Annotated in this window: 22 protein-coding genes; 15 read left to right on the top strand and 7 right to left on the bottom strand. The window is 62.8% G+C overall.

Annotation, left to right across the window (positions count from 1 at the left end):
- Positions 1–66: 66 nt before the first annotated feature.
- A complete protein-coding gene (locus tag BSY16_RS06705; protein ID WP_150129891.1) occupies positions 67–2,217 on the top strand; it encodes a TonB-dependent receptor domain-containing protein in 2,151 nt (716 codons plus the stop codon).
- A gap of 33 nt (positions 2,218–2,250) precedes the next feature.
- On the opposite strand, the gene BSY16_RS06700 is transcribed toward BSY16_RS06705, so the two are convergent.
- The 5 genes from BSY16_RS06700 to BSY16_RS06680 form a co-directional block, all read right to left on the bottom strand.
- Positions 2,251–2,664 carry an NUDIX domain-containing protein gene (locus BSY16_RS06700; RefSeq protein WP_069058947.1) on the bottom strand — a complete coding sequence of 138 codons (414 nt, stop codon included), beginning with the start codon at positions 2,662–2,664 and terminating at the stop codon, positions 2,251–2,253.
- A 9-nt stretch (positions 2,665–2,673) separates the two neighbouring features.
- Positions 2,674–4,176: a DEAD/DEAH box helicase gene (locus tag BSY16_RS06695; protein ID WP_069058946.1), complete on the bottom strand. Its 1,503-nt coding sequence runs from the start codon at positions 4,174–4,176 to the stop codon at positions 2,674–2,676.
- 193 nt (positions 4,177–4,369) lie between these two features.
- The gene (locus BSY16_RS06690) at positions 4,370–5,659 is read right to left on the bottom strand and encodes a M23 family metallopeptidase (RefSeq protein ID WP_069058945.1); all 1,290 of its coding nucleotides are present in this window, start codon (positions 5,657–5,659) and stop codon (positions 4,370–4,372) included.
- A 96-nt stretch (positions 5,660–5,755) separates the two neighbouring features.
- Positions 5,756–6,583 (bottom strand): ferritin-like domain-containing protein, encoded by an 828-nt coding sequence (locus tag BSY16_RS06685; protein ID WP_069058944.1) that lies wholly within the window; start codon positions 6,581–6,583, stop codon positions 5,756–5,758.
- 22 nt (positions 6,584–6,605) lie between these two features.
- Positions 6,606–7,073, bottom strand: a complete 468-nt coding sequence (locus BSY16_RS06680; protein ID WP_069058943.1) for a peroxiredoxin — start codon at positions 7,071–7,073, stop codon at positions 6,606–6,608.
- Between the two features lie 148 nt (positions 7,074–7,221).
- On the opposite strand from BSY16_RS06680, the gene BSY16_RS06675 reads away from it, so the two are divergent.
- A complete protein-coding gene (locus BSY16_RS06675) occupies positions 7,222–10,614 on the top strand; it encodes a YhdP family protein (protein WP_069058942.1) in 3,393 nt (1,130 codons plus the stop codon).
- 45 nt (positions 10,615–10,659) lie between these two features.
- On the opposite strand, the gene tyrS is transcribed toward BSY16_RS06675, so the two are convergent.
- Positions 10,660–11,913, bottom strand: coding sequence for a tyrosine--tRNA ligase (tyrS, locus tag BSY16_RS06670; protein ID WP_069058941.1), 1,254 nt, complete (start codon positions 11,911–11,913; stop codon positions 10,660–10,662).
- Positions 11,914–12,042: 129 nt separating this feature from the next.
- Between tyrS and BSY16_RS06665 the strand changes: the two genes are divergently transcribed.
- Positions 12,043–13,176 (top strand): anhydro-N-acetylmuramic acid kinase, encoded by a 1,134-nt coding sequence (locus BSY16_RS06665; protein ID WP_069058940.1) that lies wholly within the window; start codon positions 12,043–12,045, stop codon positions 13,174–13,176.
- A 90-nt stretch (positions 13,177–13,266) separates the two neighbouring features.
- Positions 13,267–14,445, top strand: a complete 1,179-nt coding sequence (locus tag BSY16_RS06660) for a GGDEF domain-containing protein (RefSeq protein WP_069058939.1) — start codon at positions 13,267–13,269, stop codon at positions 14,443–14,445.
- 66 nt (positions 14,446–14,511) lie between these two features.
- On the opposite strand, the gene BSY16_RS06655 is transcribed toward BSY16_RS06660, so the two are convergent.
- Entirely contained in the window at positions 14,512–15,189 is a 678-nt protein-coding gene (locus BSY16_RS06655; protein WP_069058938.1) for an alpha/beta hydrolase, read from the bottom strand.
- Between the two features lie 212 nt (positions 15,190–15,401).
- Between BSY16_RS06655 and BSY16_RS06650 the strand changes: the two genes are divergently transcribed.
- From BSY16_RS06650 to BSY16_RS06605, 11 genes are all read left to right on the top strand, one after another.
- Positions 15,402–16,559, top strand: a complete 1,158-nt coding sequence (locus tag BSY16_RS06650; RefSeq protein ID WP_069058937.1) for a cysteine desulfurase family protein — start codon at positions 15,402–15,404, stop codon at positions 16,557–16,559.
- Between the two features lie 150 nt (positions 16,560–16,709).
- Positions 16,710–18,179, top strand: coding sequence for a Fe-S cluster assembly protein SufB (gene sufB / locus BSY16_RS06645; RefSeq protein WP_069058936.1), 1,470 nt, complete (start codon positions 16,710–16,712; stop codon positions 18,177–18,179).
- Positions 18,179–18,784, top strand: coding sequence for a hypothetical protein (locus BSY16_RS32300; protein ID WP_069058935.1), 606 nt, complete (start codon positions 18,179–18,181; stop codon positions 18,782–18,784). The genes sufB and BSY16_RS32300 overlap by 1 nt, the downstream gene beginning before the upstream one ends.
- Positions 18,785–18,944: 160 nt before the next feature.
- Entirely contained in the window at positions 18,945–19,106 is a 162-nt protein-coding gene (locus BSY16_RS32295; protein WP_171902390.1) for a hypothetical protein, read from the top strand.
- A gap of 49 nt (positions 19,107–19,155) precedes the next feature.
- Entirely contained in the window at positions 19,156–19,911 is a 756-nt protein-coding gene (gene sufC / locus BSY16_RS06635; protein WP_069058934.1) for a Fe-S cluster assembly ATPase SufC, read from the top strand.
- Between the two features lie 22 nt (positions 19,912–19,933).
- The gene (gene sufD, locus BSY16_RS06630) at positions 19,934–21,208 is read left to right on the top strand and encodes a Fe-S cluster assembly protein SufD (RefSeq protein ID WP_069058933.1); all 1,275 of its coding nucleotides are present in this window, start codon (positions 19,934–19,936) and stop codon (positions 21,206–21,208) included.
- Positions 21,209–21,275: 67 nt separating this feature from the next.
- Positions 21,276–22,514: a cysteine desulfurase gene (locus BSY16_RS06625; protein ID WP_069058932.1), complete on the top strand. Its 1,239-nt coding sequence runs from the start codon at positions 21,276–21,278 to the stop codon at positions 22,512–22,514.
- A 12-nt stretch (positions 22,515–22,526) separates the two neighbouring features.
- On the top strand, positions 22,527–22,907 hold the full coding sequence (locus BSY16_RS06620) for an SUF system Fe-S cluster assembly protein (protein WP_069058931.1): 381 nt from the start codon (positions 22,527–22,529) through the stop codon (positions 22,905–22,907).
- Positions 22,908–23,043: 136 nt separating this feature from the next.
- Entirely contained in the window at positions 23,044–23,433 is a 390-nt protein-coding gene (sufA, locus tag BSY16_RS06615; RefSeq protein ID WP_069058930.1) for a Fe-S cluster assembly scaffold SufA, read from the top strand.
- A 122-nt stretch (positions 23,434–23,555) separates the two neighbouring features.
- A complete protein-coding gene (locus tag BSY16_RS06610) occupies positions 23,556–25,421 on the top strand; it encodes a PAS domain S-box protein (protein WP_069058929.1) in 1,866 nt (621 codons plus the stop codon).
- Complete coding sequence (locus BSY16_RS06605; RefSeq protein ID WP_069058928.1) at positions 25,405–25,812, top strand: response regulator; 408 nt, start codon at positions 25,405–25,407, stop codon at positions 25,810–25,812. Before BSY16_RS06610 ends, BSY16_RS06605 begins: the two co-directional genes overlap by 17 nt.

The following is a 25,812-nucleotide window of genomic DNA, read 5'->3' as shown; positions in this document are numbered from 1 at the left end:
TCATGTTGTCCATTACCGGGCAGTTCGCGTGCGAAATCGCGCGGCCTGATGTCCGGTGAGGTTCCCATGAAAGATGATCGTTTCCACGCGTCGACGCTTCTGGCTGGCACGGCCATGGCGCTTGTGCTTCTGGCGACGGCTGTGCCGGTGAAGGCGCAGGAGGCACCGGCAACCCTGCTCCAGCAGATCAACGTGGAAGGCGACAGCAACGGCGACGGCGTTGTCGACGTGCCGGCCGCGGTCTCCAAGGCGGGCCGGGTGAAAATCCAGGAACAATTTGCCGGTGACGTCAAGCAGGTCTTGCGCTCGACACCGGGCACGTTCACGCGCGAACCGGCCGACCAGCCCGGCATCATGGTCAATATCCGTGGTTTGCAGGGCATGGGCCGCGTCAACAGCATGATCGATGGCGTACCGCAGACCTTCCGTAACCTGTCCGGTCACGCCGGCACGTTCGACAACATGCTGTATGTCGAGCAGAACATGCTGGTGGGTGTGGAGGTGTCGCGTGGCGCGGTGTCAGGCGCCGAGGGCATGGGCACGCTGGCAGGGGCCGCGAACTTTCGCACGCTCGACGTCGATGACGTGCTGTTGCCCGGCAAGGATGTCGGCGTGATGTCCACCGTGCGCGTCGGCACGAACGGCTTCGACTATTCGCGCCTGCTGACCGGGGCGGCCCGCACGGACATGGGCGAGGGCGAAATCAGCGTCGTCGGCGCGCTCAGCGACACGAAGAAAAGCCCCTACGAAAATGGCGACGGCATCGTCTATCCGAGCGCCGGCGACGAGCATCCGAAGTCGGGCCTCTTCAAGGTCAACATCCTGCCGGACTCCGATCACAAGCTGTCTCTCGGCGGCATCTGGTACGGCAGCGAGTTCCTGCCGGGTAGCTCCGGTTACAACTGGATAATCGAGAACCAGACCTATACGGCAAAATATTCCTACAAGCCGGGCAGCGACCTGATCGACCTCTCGGCCAACGCCTACCTCAACATCACCGATCTTGAGTTCGATGGTTCCAGCATCGATGGTGCGGCGTTCGATGGCCGCAAGGGCACCAACACGACGACCGGTTTCGATATCACCAACCGCATGCACTTCGATCTCGGCGACGAGACCGAACTGAAGCTCTCCTATGGCGCGGCCTATAGCCACGACGAGTACGAAGGCAACGCCAAGCGCGGCGCCAATGCCGATGGAACGCTGGTGAAGGCCGGCGCCTTCAGCGAGGCGACGCTGACACGCGGCATTTTCGACCTGACCGGTGGCCTGCGCTACGATTACTGGTCGGTAAAGGGCATCAGCGGCTACGATGCGCCGGGCTCCAACGGCTGCGATCCCGATGGCGATCCGTGCCCCGGGGACGCCGTCTCGCGGCATGGCGGCGACCTCAACCCGAAGATCACCCTGTCGGCACGGCCGTTCGATTGGCTGCAGCCCTATGTCACCTATGCCCACACCTCGCGCCCGCCGACGGCGGCCGAAATGTTCTATCCGGGCGGCCACAGCTTTGACGGCTCGCCGGACCCGGTCAACAACAACCCGAACCTGGTGCCGGAACAGAGCCGCGGTTGGGAACTGGGCGTCAATCTCAAGGGCGACGATCTGCTGACGGCCGGCGATACCGCCTGGCTCAAGGTCGGCTACTTCCACAACCGCATCAGCGACTACATCACCTACCGCACCGATACCAGCGGCACGCTGTGCCCCAACTGGGAGCCCGGTGACGGCAGCGTTGCGTGCTGGGTCAATCTCGACGGCACCACTGTCATGAAGGGTCTCGAAATCGAAGGCGGCTACGATGCCGGGCGCTACTATGCCGGCTTCTCGCTGACGATTGCCGATACGGACCAGCCGCAGGGCTCTTCATCTGGCACGACGAGCGACACCGGCCAGCTGCCGGACGATTTCGCCACCGTCGACGTCGGCATGCGCTTCCTCGACGAGGCGCTGACGGTTGGTGGGCGCGTGCGGTATGTCGGGGAAAGCAAGCAGGCGTTCCTCGGGAAACCCGATGCCTACAAGGTCGATGCCTACACGCTCTTCGACGTGCACGCCTCCTGGGAGATCAACGAGAACGCCAAGGTCTTCTTCAACGTCGAGAACGTGTTCGACAAGGCCTATATGAAGGCAAATTCAGGGCTTTCCGACAACCTCGCCGGCATCAACAACGGCCGGGGCCGGACCTTCATCCTCGGCGCCACCGCGCGGTTCTGAGACAAGCACCGCAGAGGTCTTAGCGCAGCGCGCTTAACGCACGCGGAGCGCCTTGACGGCGTCCGCGGCAAAGCGCGAGAGGGGGGTGGGCAGCGCATCGAGCGGGAACCAGCCGAATTCCGGCAGCTTTTCCGGCTCCATGACGCGAGCCTCTCCGGCAAAATCTTCCGTCACATAGATGAGCGACAGCCAGTGCTGGCGCTCGTCCTCGATGATCTGTTCGGAAATGCAGAGAAGGTCGATCGCGCCGACGGTCAGCCCCGATTCTTCCTGCGCCTCGCGGCGGGCGGAATCGATTGCGCGCTCCATATGGTCGACCTTGCCGCCGACAATGCTCCAGCAGCCGGCTTCCGGCGCATTGCGGCGCCGGTAGAGCAAAAGCTTGCCCTCACGCAAAATGGCCAGGCCGCAACCGAGGCCTGGCACATCGATGCCGGGAATAGGCATTTTTAGAAATCAGGCCTTGCCGGCGACCAGCATGAAGGCTGGGACTTCGTCGCCGAAGCCGAGCGGCGTCGGGCCGTCATCGTCGTCGCGGCGATAGCGGTTGCGGCGATCACGGCTGTCGTCATTGGCCGGACGCGGTGCGGCATGGTTTGCGGCCCGCGGATTGCGAGCGGGATTCTGCGGCCGCCCTTCCGCCTTGCGTTCAGCTTTCACGACTTCCACCTTTTCTTCGGTCTCAACGGTCTCGATGCGGGTTTCCGTAACGCGGGCTTCGCCCTTGTTGCGTCCACGGGAACGATCACGGTCGCGGTCACGACCACCGCGATCGCGCCCGTTGCGGGGCCGTTCGCGCTCCTCGCTCTCCACCGCCTGCGGCAGGTCCTCGAGGCCGCCGCTCAGCCAATCGATCTTCTTGTCGATCAGCTTTTCGATGGCATCGACGAACTTTCCGTCGCGCTTGGAGACGAGGGTGAAGGCGGCGCCCGAACGGCCGGCACGGCCGGTGCGGCCAATGCGGTGGACATAGTCCTCGGCGTGGATCGGGACGTCGAAATTGAAGACATGGCTGACGTCCGGGATATCGAGCCCGCGGGCAGCGACGTCGGATGCCACGAGAAGCGTGAGCTTGTTTTCCTTGAAATTGGCCAGCATGGTCGTGCGCGAGCGCTGGTCCATGTCGCCGTGCAGCGCGCCCACGGAGAAGCCGTGGCGGTCGAGCGAGCGGAAGAGATCCGCGACATCGACCTTGCGGTTGCAGAAGATGATGGCGTTCTTCAAGTCTTCCTGCGCGCGGATGAGGTCGCGCAGCGTGGCGCGCTTCTCATAATCCTTGCCGTGGGTGGCGACGAGGCGCTGCGTCACGGTCGTGGCCGTGGAGGAGCGGGCCGATACTTCGACGCGTTCCGGATTCTGCAGGAACTTGTCCGCGAGCTTCTGGATTTCCGGCGGCATGGTGGCCGAGAAGAACAGCGTCTGGCGGGTGAACGGGATGAGCTTGGCGATGCGCTCGATATCCGGGATGAAGCCCATGTCGAGCATGCGGTCGGCTTCGTCGATGACGAGGATTTCGACGCCCGTCATCAGGAGCTTGCCACGCTCGCAATGGTCGAGCAGGCGGCCGGGGGTGCAGATCAGGACGTCTGCGCCACGCTCCAGCTTGCGGTCCTGTTCGTCGAAGGAAACGCCGCCGATAAGCAGCGCGACGTTCAGCTTGTGATTCTTGCCGTATTTTTCGAAGTTCTCGGCAACCTGGGCGGCGAGTTCGCGGGTCGGCTCGAGAATCAGCGTGCGCGGCATGCGTGCCCGGGCACGGCCCTTTTCCAGGAGCGTCAGCATCGGCAGCACGAAGGACGCAGTCTTGCCGGTGCCCGTCTGGGCGATTCCGAGGATGTCGCGCCGCGAAAGTGCTGGCGGAATGGCGCCAGCCTGGATCGGTGTCGGGATCGTGTAGCCCGAATCTGTAACGGCGGACAGGACTTTCGGGCTCAGGCCAAGATCAGCAAAAGTGGTCAAAGGGAAAACAGTTTCCGTTCCGGTTCTTGCGAACGCAATGGGTTTCAGCGGGCATCGTGCCGCGAGGATGCAGCGCAGATATGCCGAAAGTGCCGGAAAGTCAAGGAATTCAGCGAATTTGGTAAATCCGCCAGCAATTTGAAGTTCATGGCGGACAAATTTGTCATACGAAGGCGTCCCGCCTTGCGTTACGTCAATCCATATAGGTCGTCAGCTTCATGCCGGCGGTGAGGAAACGCATGGGGTCGATCGCCTTGCCGCCGCGGCGGACTTCATAGTGCAGGTGCGGCCCCGTGGAACGGCCCGTGGTGCCGGAAAGCCCGACCGGGTCGGCGGCTTCCACATGGTCGCCAACCTTGACGAGCACGCGCGAGAGGTGGGCGTAGCGGGTCGTCAGGCCGTTTCCATGGTCGATTTCGACCATGTTGCCGTAGCCGCCGTTGCGGCCGGCGACGGTGACCTTGCCGGCGCCGGTGGACCTGATCTCCGTACCGGTGCTGGCGCGGAAGTCTATGCCGGCATGCAGCGCGAGACGGCCGAAAAACGGATCGGTACGGTTGCCAAAGCGGCTGGTGATGTTGCTGCCCGGCGAAGGGTTGCCGAAGGGCAGCATTTTCGCCGTGCGGCGCGCGCTGTCGAGGCGCTCCAGCGCGCTGTCGAGATCGTTGATCGAGTCCTCGAAGGGGTCGGTAAACGTCGCCGGTTCGACGAAGGGGCCGCCAATGCCCGACTCCGCGTCGACTTCCGCCGGGGGAGCCTCGGCAACGTCGAAGCCGGTACGGCGCAGGATGGTCTGGATGGCGTCCGCCGTCTCGGAGGCGCCGGCCGTGAGGGACTGGATGCGGCCCATCTGCTCGTGCTCGAGGTCTTTCAGCGAAAGCGTCACTCGGGAGAACAGCCGATCGGAACGGTCGGCAACCGATTCGCCGGTTGATGCATAGGCGAGTTGGGCCGTCTTCGGCGTCGCATCGCCAGACAGGCCCATGATGGCATGGATTGCACCGGCAGCATCGGCGCGGCGCCCGTCGGTCACCGGTTTTGTATCCGGAAGGGGAACGCTGTCGGTCGCCTGTACGCCGCTGCCTTCGGCACGGTTCAGCAGCGCATCGAGCTTGCCATGGCGCTCCGAGAGGGCGAGCTGCTGCTGCATGAGTTTTTCGACCTTCTCCTCCACGACCTGCTGGTCGAGAAGCTGGCGGCTGGTGACGCGGTCGACCTGGGCGCGCAGCGACGAGATGCGGTCTTCATAGTCGTGCTGCATGCGGGCCTGCCGCGCCATGGTAGCGCCGATCAGGTCGTCGCGCAGCACGAGATAGGAGGTGGCGGCGAGATAACCGACCGTGAACATGCCGGCAAAACAGAAGGTGACGGCCGCCATCCAGGGGCGGATCGTCATGTGACGGATTTTGTCGCCGCTCGCCAGGATAACGACATGCTGCTCAGCGCGTTTTCCGAAGACGCGGTTTTCTGGACGCTCCGCCACTCGTTTGCTCCCCGACCGATTCAGCTGGTCTCGTGCGGGAATTACACATTGTTAGGGTTAATAAAGGCTTTCCCGGCGGGTATTTAGGTCAAAATATTAGCTCTGACTGACGGAAACGAGCGAGCGGTAGAAGGACGGCGTGAGGCCTGCCTCGGCCCGCGCGACATCGTTGAACGGCGGCTTCAGCGGCCCACGAAAATTCGTGCGTACCAGATCCTTGAAGGTGGCGGATGGGTCCTTCTTCTCCCGGGCGCACAGGAAGCGGAACCACTTGGCGCCGACGGCGACATGACCCTTCTCGTCGTTGTAGATGATGTCGAGGATATCGGCACTGGCGTGGTCACCGGTCTCGCGCATCTTGGCCTGCAGCGGGGGCGTCACGTCCAGGCCGCGGGCTTCCAGGATGAGCGGCACGACGGCGAGGCGAGCCGTCAGGTCGTTGCGGGTGTCGTGTGCGGCCTGCCACAGGCCATCATGTGCCGGCAGGTCGCCATAGTCCGCGCCGAGCGCGCGCAGGCGATCGCGGATGAGGCGAAAATGTTTAGCCTCCTCGAAGGCAACCTGCATCCAGCCGTCGAAGAAGGAATGCGGTACGCGCTCTGTGGTGAAGCGGGCAACGATATCGAGCGCAAGGTCGACCGCGTTGAGTTCGATATGGGCAAGCGCATGGAGGAGGGCGATACGGCCCTTCTCGGTATGCAGCGAACGCTTTTTCATGTGCTTCGGCGGAATAAGCGGGGGCTTTTCCGGTCGGCCGGGACGGGTCGGCAGCGCCGGATCGCGCGGCGAGCGCATCGAAAGCGTGCGGGCAAACCAGCGCCGCGCCGTTTCCTGCGCCAGTTCCGTCTTCACGTCGAGATCGGCGGCGTTGATCGCCGCCGTGGCCCCGCCGCGAAGGCTTTCGATGTGCGGAATTTCAATCATTCCAGTGCCTTGTATTACTATGCTAAAGTTTCTTGGCGGCGTCGAGCACCGCGTCGACATGGCCGCCGACCTTTACCTTCGGCCAGATTTCCGCGATCTTGCCGGCGGAATCGACCAGCACCGTCGTGCGTTCGACGCCCATATAGGTGCGGCCATACATGCTCTTTTCCTTCCACACGCCATAGGCCTCCAGCGTCTGAAGGCTTTCGTCCGAAGCGAGCGCTACGCCGAGCTCGTGTTTCTTGACGAACTTGTCGTGCTTTTTCACCGGATCGGGCGAAAGGCCGATCAGCGCGACACCGGCGGCATCGAAATCCGCCTTCGCGGCGGTGAAATCCTTGGCTTCCACCGTGCAGGCTTGTGTATCGTCCTTGGGATAGAAGAAGAGAACGACGGGCTGGCCGCGGAACTGGGAAAGGGAAATGGTCTCCCCGCCGTCGCGCGGGAGGGTGAAATCCGGAGCGTTCGCGCCCGGGATCAATTCTGCCATGGGATTTCCTTTCTTTGGCCGGCTTTTTGAGTCAAGGACCCGGCATCCCGCATATATAGTGACAGGCAGAATCGTCCAGCGGCCAGCAGACGATGCGCACCGATTCCATGGAATAGGCTGCGCCAGGGGCAAAGGAAACCAGCGCGCGATGGGAGAAATCCGCGGCGAGAAAGTCGTGTTCCGCAAGCAGGACATCGTTCCACTGCACGAACTGCCGTCCGCGCAGGCGCATGAGCCTATCGTCCTGCACACCCGCCAGGCCAGCCGCACCGGGATCGCCTGCCGAATCATCGCGGCCACTGTTGCGCTCGCGCTGTTCCTCGGCGCCGCGCTGATCGGCCTGGTCGAGATGGGCATCTTCGATAGCACCTTGAACGCCCGGGCCGTCACCGCCCTCAACCAGGCGCTCGGCCCGCGCTACCGCGCCTCCGTCGACCATACGGTGCTGCGCCTTGCCGGCTTCGACGGCTTCGCGCTGAAGGCCGAGAACGCCCGCGTCATCGAGATCGAATCGGAACGGGAACTGGCGACGATCGAAGCGGTCGGCATCGTGCTCGATCCTCTGGCCCTCGCCACGGGGCGCATTGCCGTGTCGCGGCTCGATGTGGACGGCGCCATGTTCAATGCAGCACTCCTGCCCAAGAGCAAGCCGCTCGACCTCGCCGCGCTGCGCATCTCCGACGTGCCGGATTACCTCGAAACCACCTTCGAACGGCTGGATGGCATTCACCGGCTGATCGACGCCAACGGCATGCAGACCGTCAGGATCGCCGATCTCGGCGCGACGTTCCAGGGGCCGGGCGGCAAGCCGGTGACGCTTGCCATTGACAGCCTTCAGTTCACCCGCGACGGCGACAGCACCATGTCGATCGACGGCCATTTCTCCATGGATGGCGCCGAGGGCGAAATCGACCTGACCGCATCCGGCGCGCAGGATGTCGTCCAGACACTGGATGGCTCGATCCGCAATGTGGCGCTCGGAAAATTCCTGCTCGGCAACGACGTGAACGGCAATGTTCATGCCGGTGTCGATACGACGGCCGACATTTCCGTCAATGCCGTGCGCGAAACAACCGGTACGAAGCCGGTGCTCGGCCTCGATATCAGCCTAGCGGCAGGCACCGTCTACGGCGACGGCATTCCCGCGGAATTGCGCCCGTCGACCCTCAAGGCCGTCTACAATTTCGACAAGGGGTCGATCGAGCTTGCCTCGAAGGATGCCAGCGTCGGCCAGTCGCATTTCCCCTTCACCGGCGGCCTCATCGATCTCGACCGCGTCTCCGACCGGCCGGACAAGGGATTTGCCATCGACCTTGTCTTCAGCAACGCGATCAGCCGGCCGGTCGATTCCACCGAGGCCCCGATCCGCTTCGACGCGAAGGTCAACGGATACTACCTGCCGAAGACGAAAAACCTGCTGTTCGAGGAGATGACGGTCTCCAGCGAAAAGGGCAATGCGGCGGGATCACTGGCGATGCGCTTCGGCGACCGCGCACCGGAAGTCAGCTTCGTGATGATCGCGAGCGAACTCGACTCGGCCGCCGTCAAGCAGCTCTGGCCGTTCTGGATGGCCAAGATGGCGCGCAGCTGGGTGATCAAGAACATCTTTGGCGGCACCATCACCAACGGGCGGATCGAGTTCTACCTTGCCGAAGGGCGCGAACGCCTGCCCGGCGTGCCGATGCGTCTCGGCCCCGAAGAACTGAAGATCGACTTCGACATTGAGGGCGCCCGCATGAATGTCGCGGGCGAAATCCCGCCCTTGCGCGACACATCCGGAAAATTCCGCCTGCGCGGGCCGCGCACCGAAATCGAGATCACGGGCGGTGCTGCCTATTTCCCGTCCGGCCGCTCCGTCGCGCTGACCGGTGGCACATTCGTGCTGCCGGACAACTACACCAAACCGCTGATGGCCGACATGGACATCGACGTAGCCGGCAATGCCGATGCGATCGCGGAACTCGTGACCTACCGGCCGATCCGCGCTTTGCCGGCAACCGGCTTCAAGCCGGAGGATTTTTCGGGCCAGGTGAAGGCGAACGTCAAGGCGCATTTCGGCATCATCGCCGCGCACAAGCCGCCGCCGCCGCAATGGACGGCCGCATTGACTCTCGACGATGTCGACGTCGCCAAACCCGTCGCCGGCCGTGCCGTGACGGCGTTGCACGGGCTTCTCGCTATCGATCCGCAGAAGGCAGACCTCAAGGCCAAGGCCGATATCGACGGCGTGACCTTCGATCTCGAACTGATCGAACCTGTCAACAAGGCGGCCAACATCACACGCAGAACCATCCTCTCCGGCACGCTCGGCAACAAGGATCGCCGCAAACTGCTGCCGGGTTTCGAGGACGTGCTGGAAGGCCCGATCGACGTGCGCATGGAGCAGGATGGCGACGGGCCACGCGCGGTGGAGGTTGATGTCGGCGCGGCTGCGGTTTCCATTCCGTGGATCGGCTGGACCAAGGGGGCCGGCATCGGCGGCACGGTGAAGCTGACGGCGGAAACCACGGACGGCGTGACGCGGGTCTCCGATTTCCGCTTTGCCGGTGATGGTTTCAATGTCGCCGGCAATATGACGTTCCGTGGTTCAGCGCTGGATACGGCCAATTTCTCGACGGTCCGGCTGTCCGCCGACGACCGGTACCGCCTGAAGGTGACGCGTGGCAAATCCGGCTACACTGTCGTCGCGGATGGCGAGACGGCCGATGTGCGCGCCGTGCTGGGGCGGCTCAAGAACAGTGGGAACGGCAGTGCCGCCGGCGAAAAACAGGGCGTCAGCGTTACGGCCAACCTGTCGCGGGCCATCGGTTTCAACGGCGAGGCGCTTTCCAACGTCAATTTCCGCTACAGCAAGGCGGGCAACCGTATTTCCGCCGTGGATCTTTCAGCGGTGACCGCCGGCGGCGCACCGGTCGTCGTGCAACTGGCTAAAAACGGCGGCTCGGATGCCGTCCAGCTCACCAGTGGCGATGCTGGCGCGATCGCTCGTTTTGCCGATATCTACCGCCACATGCGTGGTGGCCTCTTGAACGTGCGCCTGCGCGCGACGCCCAATGACGGATGGCTCGGCTCTGTCGATATCCGGAATTTCGCCCTCGTCGGTGAAGAGCGCCTGCGCTCCCTCGTCTCGACGCCGGCCGGTGACGGCGGGCGCAGCCTCAACGAAGCGGTGCGGCGCGAGATCGACGTGAGCGCCGTGCAGTTTTCCCGCGGCTTTGCGCAGGTGCGCACTGGCGGCGGCTCTCTCAGCCTCGAAAACGGCGTGGTGCGCGGCGACATGGTGGGGGCGACCTTCCGCGGGACGGTCCGCGATGCCAGCGGCCGGACCGAGATGACCGGCACCTTCATGCCGGCCTACGGCCTCAACCGGCTGTTTGCCGAACTGCCGATCATCGGCATCCTTCTCGGCAACGGCAATGATCGCGGGCTGATCGGCATCACCTTCAAGCTGTCGGGTCCCTTCGACAAGCCGCACCTCACCATCAACCCGCTGTCGATCATCGCACCGGGCGTGTTCCGCAACATTTTCGAATTCCAATAAAAAGGCCGCCCGGAGGCGGCCTTGATCCATGGTCTGTTGCCCCGCTCAGGCCGGGCGGACGAGGATGTGTTTCTTCTTGCCGAGCGAGAGCTTGATGACGCCGTCGGCAGACACATCGGCCGTGCCGATGAGACGACGCTCGTCGGAAACGGCGACATCATTGATGCGCACCGCGCCACCCTGCACATGACGGCGGGCTTCGCCGTTGGAGGTGGCAAGGCCGGCCTTGACGACGAGGGAGAGCAGGCCGATGCCGGCTTCGAGTTCGCTTGCGGCGACATCGACCGACGGCAGGTTTTCGGCGATTGCGCCTTCCTCGAAGGTCTTGCGGGCGGTCTCTGCTGCCTGTTCGGCGTCGGCGCGTCCGTGCAGCATCGCCGTCACTTCGGTGGCGAGGATCTTCTTCACCTCGTTGATCTCCGCGCCGCCGAGCGCGGAAAGCCGGGCGATCTCATTCATCGGCAGCGTCGTGTAGAGTTTCAGGAAGCGCGAGACGTCCGCGTCTTCCGTGTTGCGCCAGTACTGCCAGAAGTCATAGGCCGACAGCATGTCCGGGTTGAGCCATACGGCGCCGGAGAGCGACTTGCCCATCTTGGCGCCCGACGCAGTCGTCAAAAGCGGCGAGGTCATCGCATAAAGCTGCGGTGTCCCCATGCGGTGGCCGAGGTCGATGCCGTTGATGATGTTGCCCCACTGGTCGGAGCCGCCCATCTGCAGGCGCACGTCGTGGCGCTTGTTGAGTTCGACGAAGTCGTAGGCCTGCAGGATCATGTAGTTGAATTCGAGGAAGGACAGCGACTGTTCGCGCTCGAGGCGCATCTTCACGCTGTCGAAGGCGAGCATGCGGTTGACCGAGAAGTGGCGGCCGACATCGCGCAGGAATTCGAGGTAGTTGATGCCGAGCAGCCAGTCGGCATTGTTGATCATCAAGGCGTCCTTGGGACCGTCGCCGTAGGTCAGGTAGTTGGAGAAGACCTTCTTGATGCTGGCAATGTTGCTGTCGATGGTTTCCGGCGTCATCAGCTGGCGCGCTTCGTCCTTGAAGGACGGGTCGCCGACCATGCCGGTGCCGCCGCCCATCAGCGAGACGGGACGGTGGCCGGTCTTCTGGAACCAGTGCAGCAGCATGATCTGGATGAGGCCGCCGGCATGCAGGCTCGGCGCCGTCGGGTCGAAGCCGATATAGGCCGTCACGGTTTCCTTGGCGAGAAGATCGTCGAGGCCGGTTTCATCGGAAATCTGGTGGATGAAGCCGCGCTCTTTGAGTGTGCGAAGGAAATCGGATTTGAATTCGGACATGGCCTGTCTCTCTTGCCGGGATGCTTTGGGCGGGATGTTTGCGGCCGGATGTAATTTTCCGGCGAACCGCCGGGCGTTTAACACTGTTTCACCGCATAATCACTTCAAAAGTGATTCTGGAGCGATGGGATGACGGCACTGCGGACAGCGATCGGTCTGATGAGCGGCACGAGCCTCGATGGCATCGACGTCGCATTGGTGCGCACGGACGGTGAAGCTGTGGTCGAGCGAGGTCCATCCATGGGGCGCTCCTACGATTCGGCCTTCCGGCGCCGCCTGCAAGGCGCGTTGGAAACCGCCAAGGCGATCGGCGAACGCGACGAGCGGCCGGGCGATCTCGCCGACATCGAACGGGAGTTGACGCAGCGCCATGCCGAGGCCGTCCGGGCTTTCCTTGCCGAAAATGACCTGACGCCATCCGATGTGGACGTCGTCGGTTTCCACGGCCAGACTGTCCTGCACCGTCCCGACGCGGCGCTGACGGTGCAACTTGGCGATGGCGGGCTTTTGGCGCGCGAGACGGGAATCGACGTCGTCTATGACATGCGGGCAAACGACATGGTGCATGGCGGGCAGGGGGCGCCGCTCATTCCCGTCTATCACGCCGCACTCGCCGCGAGCCTTTCGAGTTCGGCCGGCAAGGCCGTGGTCTTCGTCAATATCGGCGGGATTTCCAATCTCACCTTTATCGGCAGCGATGGCGCCATCGTCGCCTATGACAGCGGGCCGGGCAACACGTTGATCGACCAATGGGTCGAGGCCCATGCCGGCATTCCCTTCGACCAGGGCGGCATGATCGCCTCCGAAGGCCGCGTCGATCCGGACCTTGCCCATCGCTACCTGAGCCACGCCTTCTTCACCGCTCCCGTGCGCCGCTCGCTGGATCGCAATGATTTCCGCCCGCCGGAGGGCAGGGATGCGAGCCTCGAGGACGGCGCACGCACCCTGGCGCATGTCACGGCGGCGGCGATCCTGCGGTCGGCCCGCCACCTGCCGGAGCGGCCGAAACTCTACGTCGTCTGCGGCGGTGGCCGGTTGAACCGGATCATCATGGGTGACCTCGCGGCTCTTGCCGAAACGGAGAGGGCGGAGGTCGTCGCGGCAGAAGCCGTCGATCTCAACGGTGACAGTATGGAGGCCGAGGCCTGGGCCTATCTCGCCGTGCGGTCGCTGCGGGGGCTGCCGCTCACTTTCCCCGCAACGACGGGCGTCAAGATCCCTGTGACCGGCGGTGTCCTCCGGAAAACCAGCCTCCGCGATTAACGCTTTTTTCGCAGCCATTCTCTAGCATCAATCCGGATCGGCCCGGGGGCTTTTGCGCGGGCAGTCGGTCCTGTTTTGCGTAGGTGGCCAATGAGTGGCGCGGGCTTCCTGTTGACGGTGAACTTTCTCATCGCGCAGTGTTTCTGCATGTTTTTCCTGGTCGTCTCTACCCGGAGCCGCAATCGCGTTGCGGCCCGCTGGTTTGCAGGCGCCTTTGCCGTCGCCTCACTCGCCACCGTCTTCGAACTTCTCGTCGCCTATGTGCCGCCGCCGAAGCCCTGGGCGATCCTCGCCTTCGCCGCGATGCTCGGCGGCATGTTCATGCTGCGCGTCGGCATCGGCCATCTCTACGGCCTGAAAACCAACCATACGGTTCTGGCCGCCGTCTTCGGCGCCTTCGTGGTGCTCGATGTCGTGATCTACGACCTGCCGCGCGGCACGCTGGAACATGCGCTGCCCTACCAGACGCCTTTTGCGGTGGCGGTTGGCATGTGCGCCTGGGCGGCCTGGCGGGCGCGGGCGAAATCCTTCGTCGACCGGGCGCTCGTCGTGCTGCTGGCGGTGACCAGCGTGCATTTCATCGCCAAGGCCTTTGCCGCCGTATTGGCCGGTTCGGGCAGTACGGCAAAGGACTATCTCGCCAGCCAGTTCGCCCTTGTCTCGCAAAGCATGGGCGCAGTGCTGATCGTTGCGGTCGGCCTGATGCTGCTCTGCGTGCTCGTGCTGGAAATCGTCGCGGAGGAGAAGGTCAATGCGGAGATCGACGCGCTTTCGGGCGTCCTCAATCGCCGTGGCTTCGACAATCGGGTCGAAGCCCTGATGGCCGCGCACGGGCCGCATAGCATCGTGCTCTGCGACCTCGATCACTTCAAGTTGGTCAACGACACCCATGGCCACCAGGGTGGTGATGCCGCCATTCGCGCGTTTGGCGAAATGCTGCAGGCCGCCGCACCGCAAGGGGCGCTGGTTGCCCGTATCGGCGGCGAAGAGTTCGTGTTGTTTCTACCCCGCACCGGCAGGGATGCCGCCTTGCTCTTTGCCCATGCGCTGCGCGCGACGCGCGCCGTCTCGCCCATTCCGGGCCTGCCGCCCAGCGTGCGGGTCACGTCCAGCTTCGGCGTCGCTGAAATCGGCCAGACCGAGCCGCTGCGTTTTGCCATGCGCCGGGCCGACGATGCGCTCTATGCCGCCAAGAATGCCGGGCGTGACCGGGTGCATGAGGCGGAGCCGGCGGCGGTGGTGGTCGAGGCCTTCAAGCTGGTCAACTGAAAGCACGCAAAGAAAAAGCCCGATGGCGGGCCATCGGGCTTTATGCGTTCAAGTTCTCGGCCGGTGTTAGCGGATGCGCTTGGCGGCCGGTTCCGGCGTCAGTTCGCCAGCGAGGCGGCGGTCGAGATAGTCCTCGCATTCCGCCATCAGCGTTTCGGTCTGGCCGTTGAAGAAGTGGTTGGCGCCCGGCACCACGCGGTGGGTGATCAGGATGCCCTTCTGCGTCTTCAGCTTTTCCACCAGGCCGTTGACGTCCTTCTCCGGTGCCACCTTGTCGGCATCGCCGTTGATGATCAGGCCGGACGACGGGCAAGGGGCGAGGAAGGAGAAGTCGTAGATGTTCGGCTGCGGCGCAATCGACATGAAGCCTTCGATTTCCGGGCGGCGCATCAAGAGCTGCATGCCGATCCAGGCGCCGAAGGAATAACCGGCAACCCAGCAGCTCTTCGAATCGGGATGCAGGCTCTGCACCCAGTCCAGTGCGGAAGCCGCATCGGACAGTTCGCCGGCACCATGGTCGAATTCGCCCTGGCTACGGCCGATGCTGCGGAAGTTGAAGCGCAGCGTCGTGAAACCGCGCTTCTGGAACATGTAGAAGAGCTGGTAGACGATCTGGTTGTTCATCGTGCCGCCGAACTGCGGGTGCGGATGCAGCACGATGGCGATGGGGGCGTTCTTCTGCTTGGACGGCTGGTAACGGCCTTCGAGGCGACCGGCGGGTCCGTTGAAGATGATTTCGGGCATTCTTACTCCGGCAAGTTCGCGTTCCGGACCGGATTCTTGTCAACTGAAGTCTTGACGAAAGCAGTCAGCTTTTCTAGAACCTAGTTTAGAACAATTCGAAACTGTATAGGCGCATCGGGCGCCGTGAGCTTGGTGTCATAAGGCAAGCCAGACGGCAATTTCAAGAAAAATGCACGTCGCATGGAACTTGGCTACGCGGGCACGGAAAACGGATGACGAAGATCGAGCGCACATATCTGGACTGGAACGCCACGGCACCCCTGTTGCCGGCGGCGCGCGAGGCCTCTGTCGCGGCGCTCGACATGGTCGGCAACCCGTCGTCTGTTCATGGTGAAGGCCGGGCGCTGCGCATGCTGGTGGAAGCCGCGCGCCGCGACGTGGCCGCTCTCGTCAACGCAGCGCCTGCCCATGTGATCTTCACGAGCGGTGCGACGGAGGCCGCAAACCTCGTTCTGACGCCTCACTACCGCATGGGTCGTACGCCGCTTTCGATCGGCCATCTCTATGTGTCCGAGATTGAGCATCCTGCGATCCGCGAAGGCGGACGTTTTTCCCGCGAGGATGTCACAACCATTCCTGTCACCCGTGCCGGCATCGTCGATCTCGACGCATTGGGCGTGCTCCTCCAGGCCCACGACAAGGCCAGGGGCCTGCCGATGGTCGCCGTCATGCTCGCCAACAACGAGACGGGTATCGTGCAGCCGGTCAAGGCCGCGACGGAAATCGTGCGTCGTCACGGCGGCCTGCTGGTCGTCGATGCCGTTCAGGCGGTTGGCCGCATGCCGGTGGATGTAGAGGCGCTCGACGCGGATTTCCTGATCATCTCCTCGCACAAGCTGGGCGGCCCGAAGGGCGTTGGCGCGCTCGTCTCGCGTGGCGAGGTGTTGATGCCGGCGCCGCTGATCCGCGGTGGCGGGCAGGAGAAGGGGCATCGCTCCGGCACGGAGAACCCGGCAGCGCTCGCCGGCTTTGCCGCCGCCGCCCGTGCTGCCCTGACCGGTCTGGCAGAGCGCAATGCCCGGATCGCCGGTTTGCGGGATGCGTTGGAAGCCGGCATGCGAACGACAACGAACGATATCATCATCCACGGCGCGGATGGAGAGCGGGTCGCCAACACCTCCTTCTTCAGCCTGCCGGGCCTGAAATCGGAAACCGGGCAGATCGCCTTCGATCTCGAAGGTATCGCGCTGTCGGCGGGCTCGGCCTGCTCGTCCGGCAAGGTCGGACAGAGCCACGTGCTGACGGCGATGGGCTTCGATGCGGCCCCTGGCGGGCTTCGTGTCTCGCTCGGTCCGGGTTCGACCACGGCCGATGTGGAACGCTTTCTGGCAGCCTTTTCGCGTGTCGTCTCCAGGCGGCGCATGACGTGAAATGCGGCCTGAGCGGAATCTTGCGGAAACTCAAGTTTTCGCTTGCCAAAAGGTGGGAAAACCGCCCTTTGGCCCTTACATAACCGGCGGAACACCCGCCACACGTTGACAAACTGCCGGACCTTGGATCCGGCGAGATTGGAGAACGATATGCCTGCGGTGCAGGAAACGATCGATCAGGTCCGTCAGATTGACGTCGACCAGTACAAATACGGTTTCGAGACGACGATCGAAATGGAAAAGGCCCCGAAGGGCCTGTCCGAGGAGATCATCCGCTTCATTTCCGCCAAGAAGGACGAGCCGGAATGGATGCTCGAATGGCGCCTTGCTGCCTACCAGCGCTGGCTGACGCTCGAAGAGCCGACCTGGGCGCGCGTCGAATATCCGAAGATCGACTTCAATGACCTCTACTACTATGCCGCTCCGAAGAACCAGAGCGGCCCGAAGTCCATTGACGAAGTCGATCCCGAACTTCTGAAAATGTACGAGAAGCTCGGCATTCCGCTGCGCGAGCAGGAAATCCTGGCCGGCGTGCAGACCTCGAAGATCGCCGTCGACGCCGTGTTCGACTCGGTCTCGGTCGTCACGACCTTCAAGGAAGAGCTGAAGAAGGCCGGCGTGATCTTCATGTCGATCTCCGAAGCCATCCGCGAGCATCCCGATCTCGTGAAAAAGTATCTCGGCACCGTCGTCCCAACGACCGACAACTTTTATGCGACGCTGAACTCCGCCGTCTTCACGGACGGCTCGTTCGTCTTCGTGCCGAAGGGCGTTCGTTGCCCGATGGAACTGTCCACCTACTTCCGTATCAACGAGAAGAACACCGGCCAGTTCGAGCGCACGCTGATCATTTGCGAAGACGGCGCCTACGTCTCCTATCTCGAAGGCTGCACCGCGCCGCAGCGTGACGAAAACCAGCTGCATGCTGCCGTCGTCGAGCTGGTTGCGCTCGATGATGCCGAGATCAAGTACTCCACCGTCCAGAACTGGTATCCGGGCGACAAGGACGGCAAGGGCGGCATCTACAACTTCGTCACCAAGCGCGGCGATTGCCGGGGCAAGAACTCCAAGATTTCGTGGACGCAGGTCGAGACCGGCTCCGCGATCACCTGGAAGTATCCGTCCTGCATCCTGCGCGGCGACGGTTCGCGCGGCGAGTTCTACTCGATCGCGGTCTCGAACGGTCACCAGCAGATCGACAGTGGCACCAAGATGATCCATCTCGGCAAGAACACGTCGAGCCGCATCGTCTCGAAGGGCATTTCCGCCGGCTTCTCCAACAACACCTATCGCGGCCAGGTTTCGGCCCACCGCAAGGCGGAGAACGCCCGCAACTTCACGCAGTGCGACTCGCTCCTGATCGGCGACAAGTGCGGCGCGCATACCGTGCCCTACATCGAGGCGAAGAACGCGACGGCCCAGTTCGAGCACGAGGCGACCACCTCGAAGATCTCCGAGGACCAGCTGTTCTATTGCCTGCAGCGCGGCATCCCGACCGAGGCGGCGATCGCGCTAATCGTCAACGGCTTCGTCAAGGAAGTCATCCAGGAACTGCCGATGGAATTCGCCGTCGAGGCGCAGAAGCTGATCGGCATCTCGCTGGAAGGGAGCGTTGGCTGATGAGCCAGACTTCGGTCGTGAGCGCAGGCTTCGATGCAAAAGCCAATCCGGAGTTTATCCGGAAGGTGACTGCTGCAGCGGAAAGCTTCGCGACCGTTCGGGCGATGCCGGAAAAGTACGTCAGGAGATTCAAAATCCCCTTCTTCGGCAAGATGCCGAAGAAACTTGATTATTCGCTGGCGTCCCTTTCCGAAGTCGACATGATCTTTTCGCTGATGGGGCGGGAGGAGCTTAGGCTTTTCAAGACGTCGCCCATTTTGACCAATGGCCTCAACAATCCGATGACGGCGGCTGTCGCCTACTTGGGAGAGGTCATCAAGCGCAGTTCCACGCGCGGATTTGAATGGGCCGACCTTGGTGTCTGGTCGCGTGAATTCGTTCGAAAGAACTGCGGCGAGGCTGATGTGCCGCCGGCTCTGAATCTGATTTCCGACGACCGAAACAGCGTCATCGCCTTGATAGATTGCATCGATGCCAAGATCAGGGCGGGCTGGACGTCCATCGTTGCCGAAATCCACAAGGATCGGGATTTCGACGCTTTTCTCAACCGGTTCGCCGGCAGCCACCTTTTCGGTGCCGGTGCTTCCTTCGGAAAAGGACGGTAGGTGCATGAAACAGGGAATTTGTTGGCTGGCCCACGATAGGGACCATAGCTGACAAGAATACCCCGGCGGTTTTCCGCCGGGTGGCCGGACAAGCCGTTCGATGAAGTTTTCCCGTGATCCGTTATAATAGACGGGTACGGTTCTCATCGGGAGAGACGACATGGATCCGGTCAATCTGACGTATTATGCCGTGGTGTGCGGTGGACTAGCAGCGTATGCGCCAAATCTTCGGAATTTGGCGGTACGCACGGTGGTGGGGCTTGGCCTCGGCGGTTTCTCCGCCATGATGCTTCCGGTGGTTCACTTCTTCCTCGGCTTCTGAAACCAAGACGGGAGCGCTGGATGTGCTCCGAACGCAGGACCGAGAAACCATGCTTGAAATCAAGAATCTGCACGCTCGCATCGCCGAAGACGGCACCGAGATCATCCGCGGCCTGAACCTCACCGTGAAGGCCGGAGAAGTCGCCGCCATCATGGGCCCGAACGGCTCCGGCAAGTCGACGCTCTCCTACATCCTCGCCGGCCGCGAAGACTACGAAGTCACCGAAGGCGAAATCCTCTACAATGGCGAGAGCATTCTGGAACTCGATCCGGCCGAGCGTGCCTCCAAGGGCATCTTCCTGGCGTTCCAGTACCCCGTCGAAATCCCGGGTGTCGCCACGATGCAGTTCCTCAAGGTCGCGATGAACGAGCAGCGCAAGGCGCGCGGCGAAGCGGAACTGACGACGCCGGACTTCATGCGCCGCGTCAAGGAAGCCGCTGCCGAGCTGAAGATCGCGCCGGAAATGCTGCGCCGTCCGCTGAACGTCGGTTTCTCCGGCGGTGAGAAGAAGCGCGCCGAAATCCTGCAGATGTCACTGCTCGAGCCGAAGCTCTGCGTTCTCGACGAAACGGATTCCGGCCTCGATATCGATGCGCTCAAGATCGTCGCTGATGGCGTCAATGCGCTGCGTTCGCCGGATCGCGCCGTCGTCGTCATCACGCACTACCAGCGCCTGCTCGACTACATCGTGCCGGATACTGTCCACGTTCTCTACAAGGGCCAGGTCATCAAGTCCGGCGACAAGACGCTGGCGCATGAGCTGGAAGCAAATGGCTATGCCGACATCATCGATGCCGCTGCCTGAGGCATCGTGAAGGAGTAATCTCATGAACATGCAGACAGGCATGAAGCTCTCGGTCGCCGAGACCGCGCTCTGCGAAGCCTACGACCACGCGATCGGCGAACTGCCGGGCGATGGTGCCGTAATCGCGGCCCGCGACATTCTGATCAGCGACTTCAAGGACGCTGGTCTTCCGACGCGCCGCGTCGAGGCCTGGCACTATACGGACCTCAAGGCGCTGCTGCGCGCCGTGCCTGCGTTTGATCCGGCGGCGTCCGCCGCCAAGGTCGCGCCGCTGGTCGAAGGCTCGACGGTGCTTTCAGTCGTCAACGGCGTTGCGGATACCCGCGGTTCGGTGGATGGCGTGACGCTGCGCACCTTCGCGGAAGCGCTTGCTGACGGCACCGCCGCAGAAGGCCTCACCGCCCGCGACAGCGACGACACGATCGGCCGCATCAACGGTGCCTTCGTGCGCGACGGTTTCGTGCTGGATTTCCCTGATGGCACCGAGCTTGCAGCGCCGCTGGAAATCCAGACGACGCAGAACGCCGGCCAGACGCACACGCGTTTCCCGGCAACCTTTGGCGCAAACGTCAAGGCGACCGTGATCGAGCGCCATGTGGCGACCGGCGATAACGCCGCCTTCGTGACGACGGTCAGCGACATTTCGCTGGCGGACGGCGCCGAAATCACCTGGATCATCTTCCAGGGGCAGGGCGGTGCGGACACGCATCTCGGCCAGATCCGCATCACGCTCGGCACGGATGCAAAACTTCGCCTCTACGTGATCAATGCCGGCGGCAAGCTCGTGCGGCAGGAGATCCATGTCGTCGTTTCCGGCGAAGGGTCCGATCTCCAGCTGCGCGGCATCAACCTGCTCGGCGGCGAGACGCACAATGACGTGACCTTCACGGTCGGTCACAACGTGCCGCACACGACGTCGACGGAAGTCATCCGCAACGTGATCTTCGATCGCGCCCGCGGCGTCTTCCAGGGCCAGATCCGCGTCGCCCCCGATGCGCAGAAGACCGACGCGAAGATGTCGTGCAACACGCTCCTCTTGTCGGACGAGGCGGATTTCTCCGCCAAGCCGGAGCTGGAAATCTTTGCCGACGACGTACAGTGCGGCCACGGTGCGACCGTGATCGACATCGACCACGTCCAGCTCTTCTACCTGATGGCCCGCGGCATCCCGGAAAACAAGGCGCGCGCCATGCTGGTCAACGCCTTCGTCGCCGAGATCGTCGAGGAGCTGGAAGACGAGCCGCTGGTCGAGGCGCTGGAAGGCGTCATCGCCGCCTGGCTGGAAAAGCACGCGTAACAGGAGCAGTCCCCGCAAAAGTGTGCAGCGGTTTTGCGTCCGGGATTGCGTAAACAAGGAAGTCGAGATGGAACACGCACCCGCAAAGGCCTACGACGTCGAGGCGATCCGCAAGGATTTCCCGATCCTGTCGAAGACGGTCTATGGCAAGCCGCTGGTCTATCTCGACAATGGCGCTTCGGCGCAGAAGCCGCAGTCGGTGATCGACGCGATTTCACATGCCTATTCCAACGAATATGCAAACGTGCATCGTGGCCTGCACTTCCTGTCGAATGCTGCCACGGATGCCTATGAGGCGGCGCGCGAAAAGGTGCGCCGCTTCCTGAATGCCTCCTCTGTCGACGAGATCATCTTCACGAAATCCTCGACCGAGGCGATCAACACCGTTGCCTACGGCTACGGCATGCCGAAGATCGGCGAGGGCGACGAGATCGTACTGTCGATCATGGAGCACCACTCCAACATCGTGCCGTGGCATTTCATCCGCGAACGGCAGGGCGCCAAGCTGGTCTGGGCGCCGGTGGACGAGACGGGCGCGTTCCACATCGAAGAGTTCGAAAAGTGCCTGACGGAGCGCACCAGGCTCATCGCGATCACGCATATGTCGAATGCGCTGGGCACCATCGTTCCGGTCAAGGAAATCTGCCGTATCGCCCGCGAGCGCGGCATTCCGGTGCTGGTCGATGGCTCGCAGGGCGCCGTGCACATGCCGGTCGACGTGCGCGACATCGATTGCGACTGGTACGTGATGACCGGCCACAAACTTTACGGCCCATCGGGCATCGGCGTGCTCTATGGCAAGATGGATCGCCTCAAGGAGATGCGGCCCTTCCAGGGCGGCGGCGAGATGATCGTCGACGTCACCGAGGATATTGTCACCTACAACGAGCCGCCGCACCGCTTCGAGGCCGGCACGCCGCCGATCGTGCAGGCGATCGGGCTTGGCCATGCGCTCGACTATATGGAAAAGATCGGCCGCGCGGCGATTTCGGTCCATGAAGCGGATTTGCGTGACTATGCCCATGAGCGCCTGTCGGCGATCAATTCGCTGAAAATCTTCGGCACGGCGCCGGGCAAGGGCTCGATCTTCTCCTTCGAGCTGGAAGGCATCCATGCCCATGACGTCTCGATGGTCATCGACCGGGCAGGGGTCGCTGTGCGCGCCGGCACCCATTGTGCGCAGCCGCTCTTGAAACGCTTCGGCGTTACCTCCACATGCCGTGCATCGTTCGGCCTGTACAATACGCGCGCCGAGGTGGATGCTCTCGCCGACGCGCTTGATCATGCCCGCAAGTTTTTTGCCTGAGGAGGTGGACCCATGTCCCTCGACGCAACGGAAGACAAGATCGACGTCCGCGACGGCATCGTTCATTCGGCAATCCCGGCCGACGAACTGGCGCGTCTCAGCGACGACGTCATCTCCGCGCTCAAAACGGTCTACGACCCGGAAATCCCGGCCGACATTTTTGAACTCGGCCTGATCTACAAGATCGACATCGAAGACGACCGCATGGTCAAGATCGACATGACGCTGACCGCGCCCGGTTGCCCCGTGGCCGGCGAAATGCCGGGCTGGGTGGAAAATGCCGTCAGCGCGGTCGAAGGTGTGTCCGGCGTGGAGGTCAGGATGACCTTCGATCCGCCGTGGACGCCCGACCGCATGTCGGAAGAAGCGCAGGTTGCTGTTGGTTGGTACTAGCATGCTCCCGAAAAGTTGCAGGCTTTTCGGACAAGATCATGCGGCAGACAGTATTGATCGCTTAACCGTGCGGCACTAGATTCGGATTCGGAAACCGTCAGGCCTTGAACCTGACAGGTCGAAGGAGAAATGGCCCATGGCCTTTGCAGTTATGAAGCTCACCGATGCGGCGGCAGACCGCGTCAAGGCGATCGTCGACAATGCCGGCGCTGACGCCAAGGGCATTCGCGTCGGTATCAAGAAGGGCGGTTGCGCGGGCATGGAATATTCCATCGACCTCGTGACCGAACCGAACGCCAAGGACGACCTGATCGAGCGGAACAGCGCCCGTGTGTGGGTCGCACCGGAAGCCGTGCTCTATCTCCTCGGCACCGAGATGGATTTCGAGGTGACGACGCTGCGCTCCGGCTTCACCTTCCACAACCCGAACCAGACGTCCGCCTGCGGCTGCGGCGAATCGGTCGAACTGAAGCCGGCCGACCTCGCAGCGCTTGCCGCTGCCGGCCAACCGACGGTCCGCGCCTGAAATCAGCAGGTGCAAGCCCCCTTAATCCTTGCACCTTTCTTTCGCTGATGGTTTTGCCTAGTCTCGCGATCCCGGCCGGCATTTGCCAGCCGGCGTGATCGCCAGGGAGAGGGGCACCAGCGATGACCGGCTTTGCCGCGGCACTTTACCAGAACCTGCCGTTTCCCGCGCTCATTGTCGATGCTGAGGCGCATGTCGTCTCGCACAACGACGCGGCGGCGCGTGCCTTCGGCTGGAACCGGAATGGCCAGAAGCCCGCCGATGCCCCCATCATCGATGGGGCGGATGTCGCGGCCCTGCTGGCCCGTCATGCCGTAGCGGGGCGGGAAAATACGCACGCCTTCTCCTTCCGCCACGACAACGGCTCGCTCTTCGAGGCAACGGCCCATGTGATCGCCGTTTCCGACGAACCGGGTGGCGCGCGTTATGCGCTTCTTCTGCGCAGTCTGTTGAGTGGCGGCAGCCATGGCGAGCAGATCCTGCTCGGCCAGCGCATCGCCGCCGCGCTGGATACGATGAACGAGGGATTTGCGATCTTCGATCAGGAAGAGCGGCTGGTTATGTTCAACCGCTCCTATAAGGAGCGTTGCGGGCATGCCCGGGATGCCGTGCGCGTCGGTGCGACGCTGGAGAGCATCGCGCGCGCCAGCCTGCGCGTGGGCATGTTTCCCGGCGTTCAGGAAGGCACGCCGGAGGCAGAGGAGACGGTGCGCCAGCGCCTTGAAAGCCACAGGAACACCGATAGTGGCGGAAGCGTCTTCCAGTTCGGCAAGGACCGTTGGATCCGCGGCGAAAGCCATGTGGCTGAAACCGGCGATATCGTCGCGTTGCGCGTCGATGTTTCGGAGCTGAAACGCGCCGAGGCCGCCCTCGAGGAGAAGCGCCGCGACTATCTCTCGCTGCTGCAGATCCTGCCGGATATGATCCTGCGCTTCGACAGGAACCTCACCATCCGCTTTGCCAACGACAAATATGCCGCGCATGTCGGCTCGACCACCGACGAGCTTGTCGGTCGCTATCTGCCGGACGTTGCCTGCGCGCCGGAACAGACGGCCGACCTGATGAACATCGACAGCTATACGCGCGAGGCGCCCGTGCGCTCGCTCGAAGTCTGCACCGAGGGGCCGGATGGCAAAGAGGACTGGATGTTCTGGACGGCCGTCGCCATCTTCGATGAGAGCGGCGTCACCGAGGTCGTCAGCGTTGGGCGTGACATCACCGAGGCCAAGCACCAGCAGCATAAGGTGGAGGCGCAGACGAACGAACTGCGTCGCAAGAACGAGGCGCTCGACCAGTTCACCGCGACGGTTTCGCATGACCTGAAGGCGCCGCTACGCCATCTCTCGATGTTTGCCGAGATGATTTCCGAAGATCTGCACCGCGGCGAGTTTGCCGAACTGGCGCATTATTCGGACCATGTGCGCAAAAGTGCCGCGCGCATGCGCCGCATCATCGACAGCCTGCTCGAATTTTCCCAGATCGCCTACCGCATCACGTCGCCAAAGCCGGTCGCACTCGCCGATGTGGTTCGCGACGCGCTGGTGCTGCTTGAAACCCATGTGCAGGAAACCAGCGGGCGGGTCGATATCCGGTCGCTGCCGGAGGTCATGGGCGACCCGGAGCTTCTGAAGCGCCTGGCCCAGAACCTGATCGGCAATGCGCTGAAATACCACCACCCTGACAAGGCCCCCGTGGTGCGCGTCTATTCGCAACACAACGAAGCCGGTATTGCTTTCGTGGTCGAAGATGACGGCATTGGTATCGATCCGCAGCATGTCGAGCGGATTTTCGATGTTTTCCAGAGACTTCACCGGGACGAGTCGGTTTATCAGGGCACCGGCGTCGGCTTGGCGCTGGCGCGGCGGATCGTCGAGAGCCACAACGGCGTTATAGCGCTTGACACCACCTATGGTCCGGGCGCACGCTTCGTGGTGACGTTTCCGCAACCCGTAAAGTCAAGGGGGAACGAACGTGGCAGGCTCGGCTAGAAAGCTGATCGTCGTCGATGACGATCCCGTCGATGTACGCTTCGTCATGCGTGCCTTCAGCGATGCCGGCAGCCCGATCGAAATCACCCACGTTGCCGACGCGGAACAGGCGAGTGACCGGCTCGATATCGAAGCCTTCGACTATATCCTCCTCGACATCAACATGCCGGGAACGAGCGGCATGGACCTGCTCAAGCGGCTGCGCGCACGCACGCGCACGGCAGTCACGCCGGTGATCATGCTGTCCTCCTCGTCGAATTCCGTCGATGTGAACCGCGCCTATCAGAACGGCGCCAATGCCTATGCCGTCAAACCTTCGACGGTCAGCGGCTATCGCGATTTCGCCGAAGGTTTTACCCGTTTCTGGGTGGACGTCGCGGTCGCGCCCTGA

This window comes from Sinorhizobium sp. RAC02 (assembly GCF_001713395.1).
Taxonomy (GTDB): domain Bacteria; phylum Pseudomonadota; class Alphaproteobacteria; order Rhizobiales; family Rhizobiaceae; genus Shinella.
This window is presented reverse-complemented; position numbering and strand designations above follow the sequence as displayed.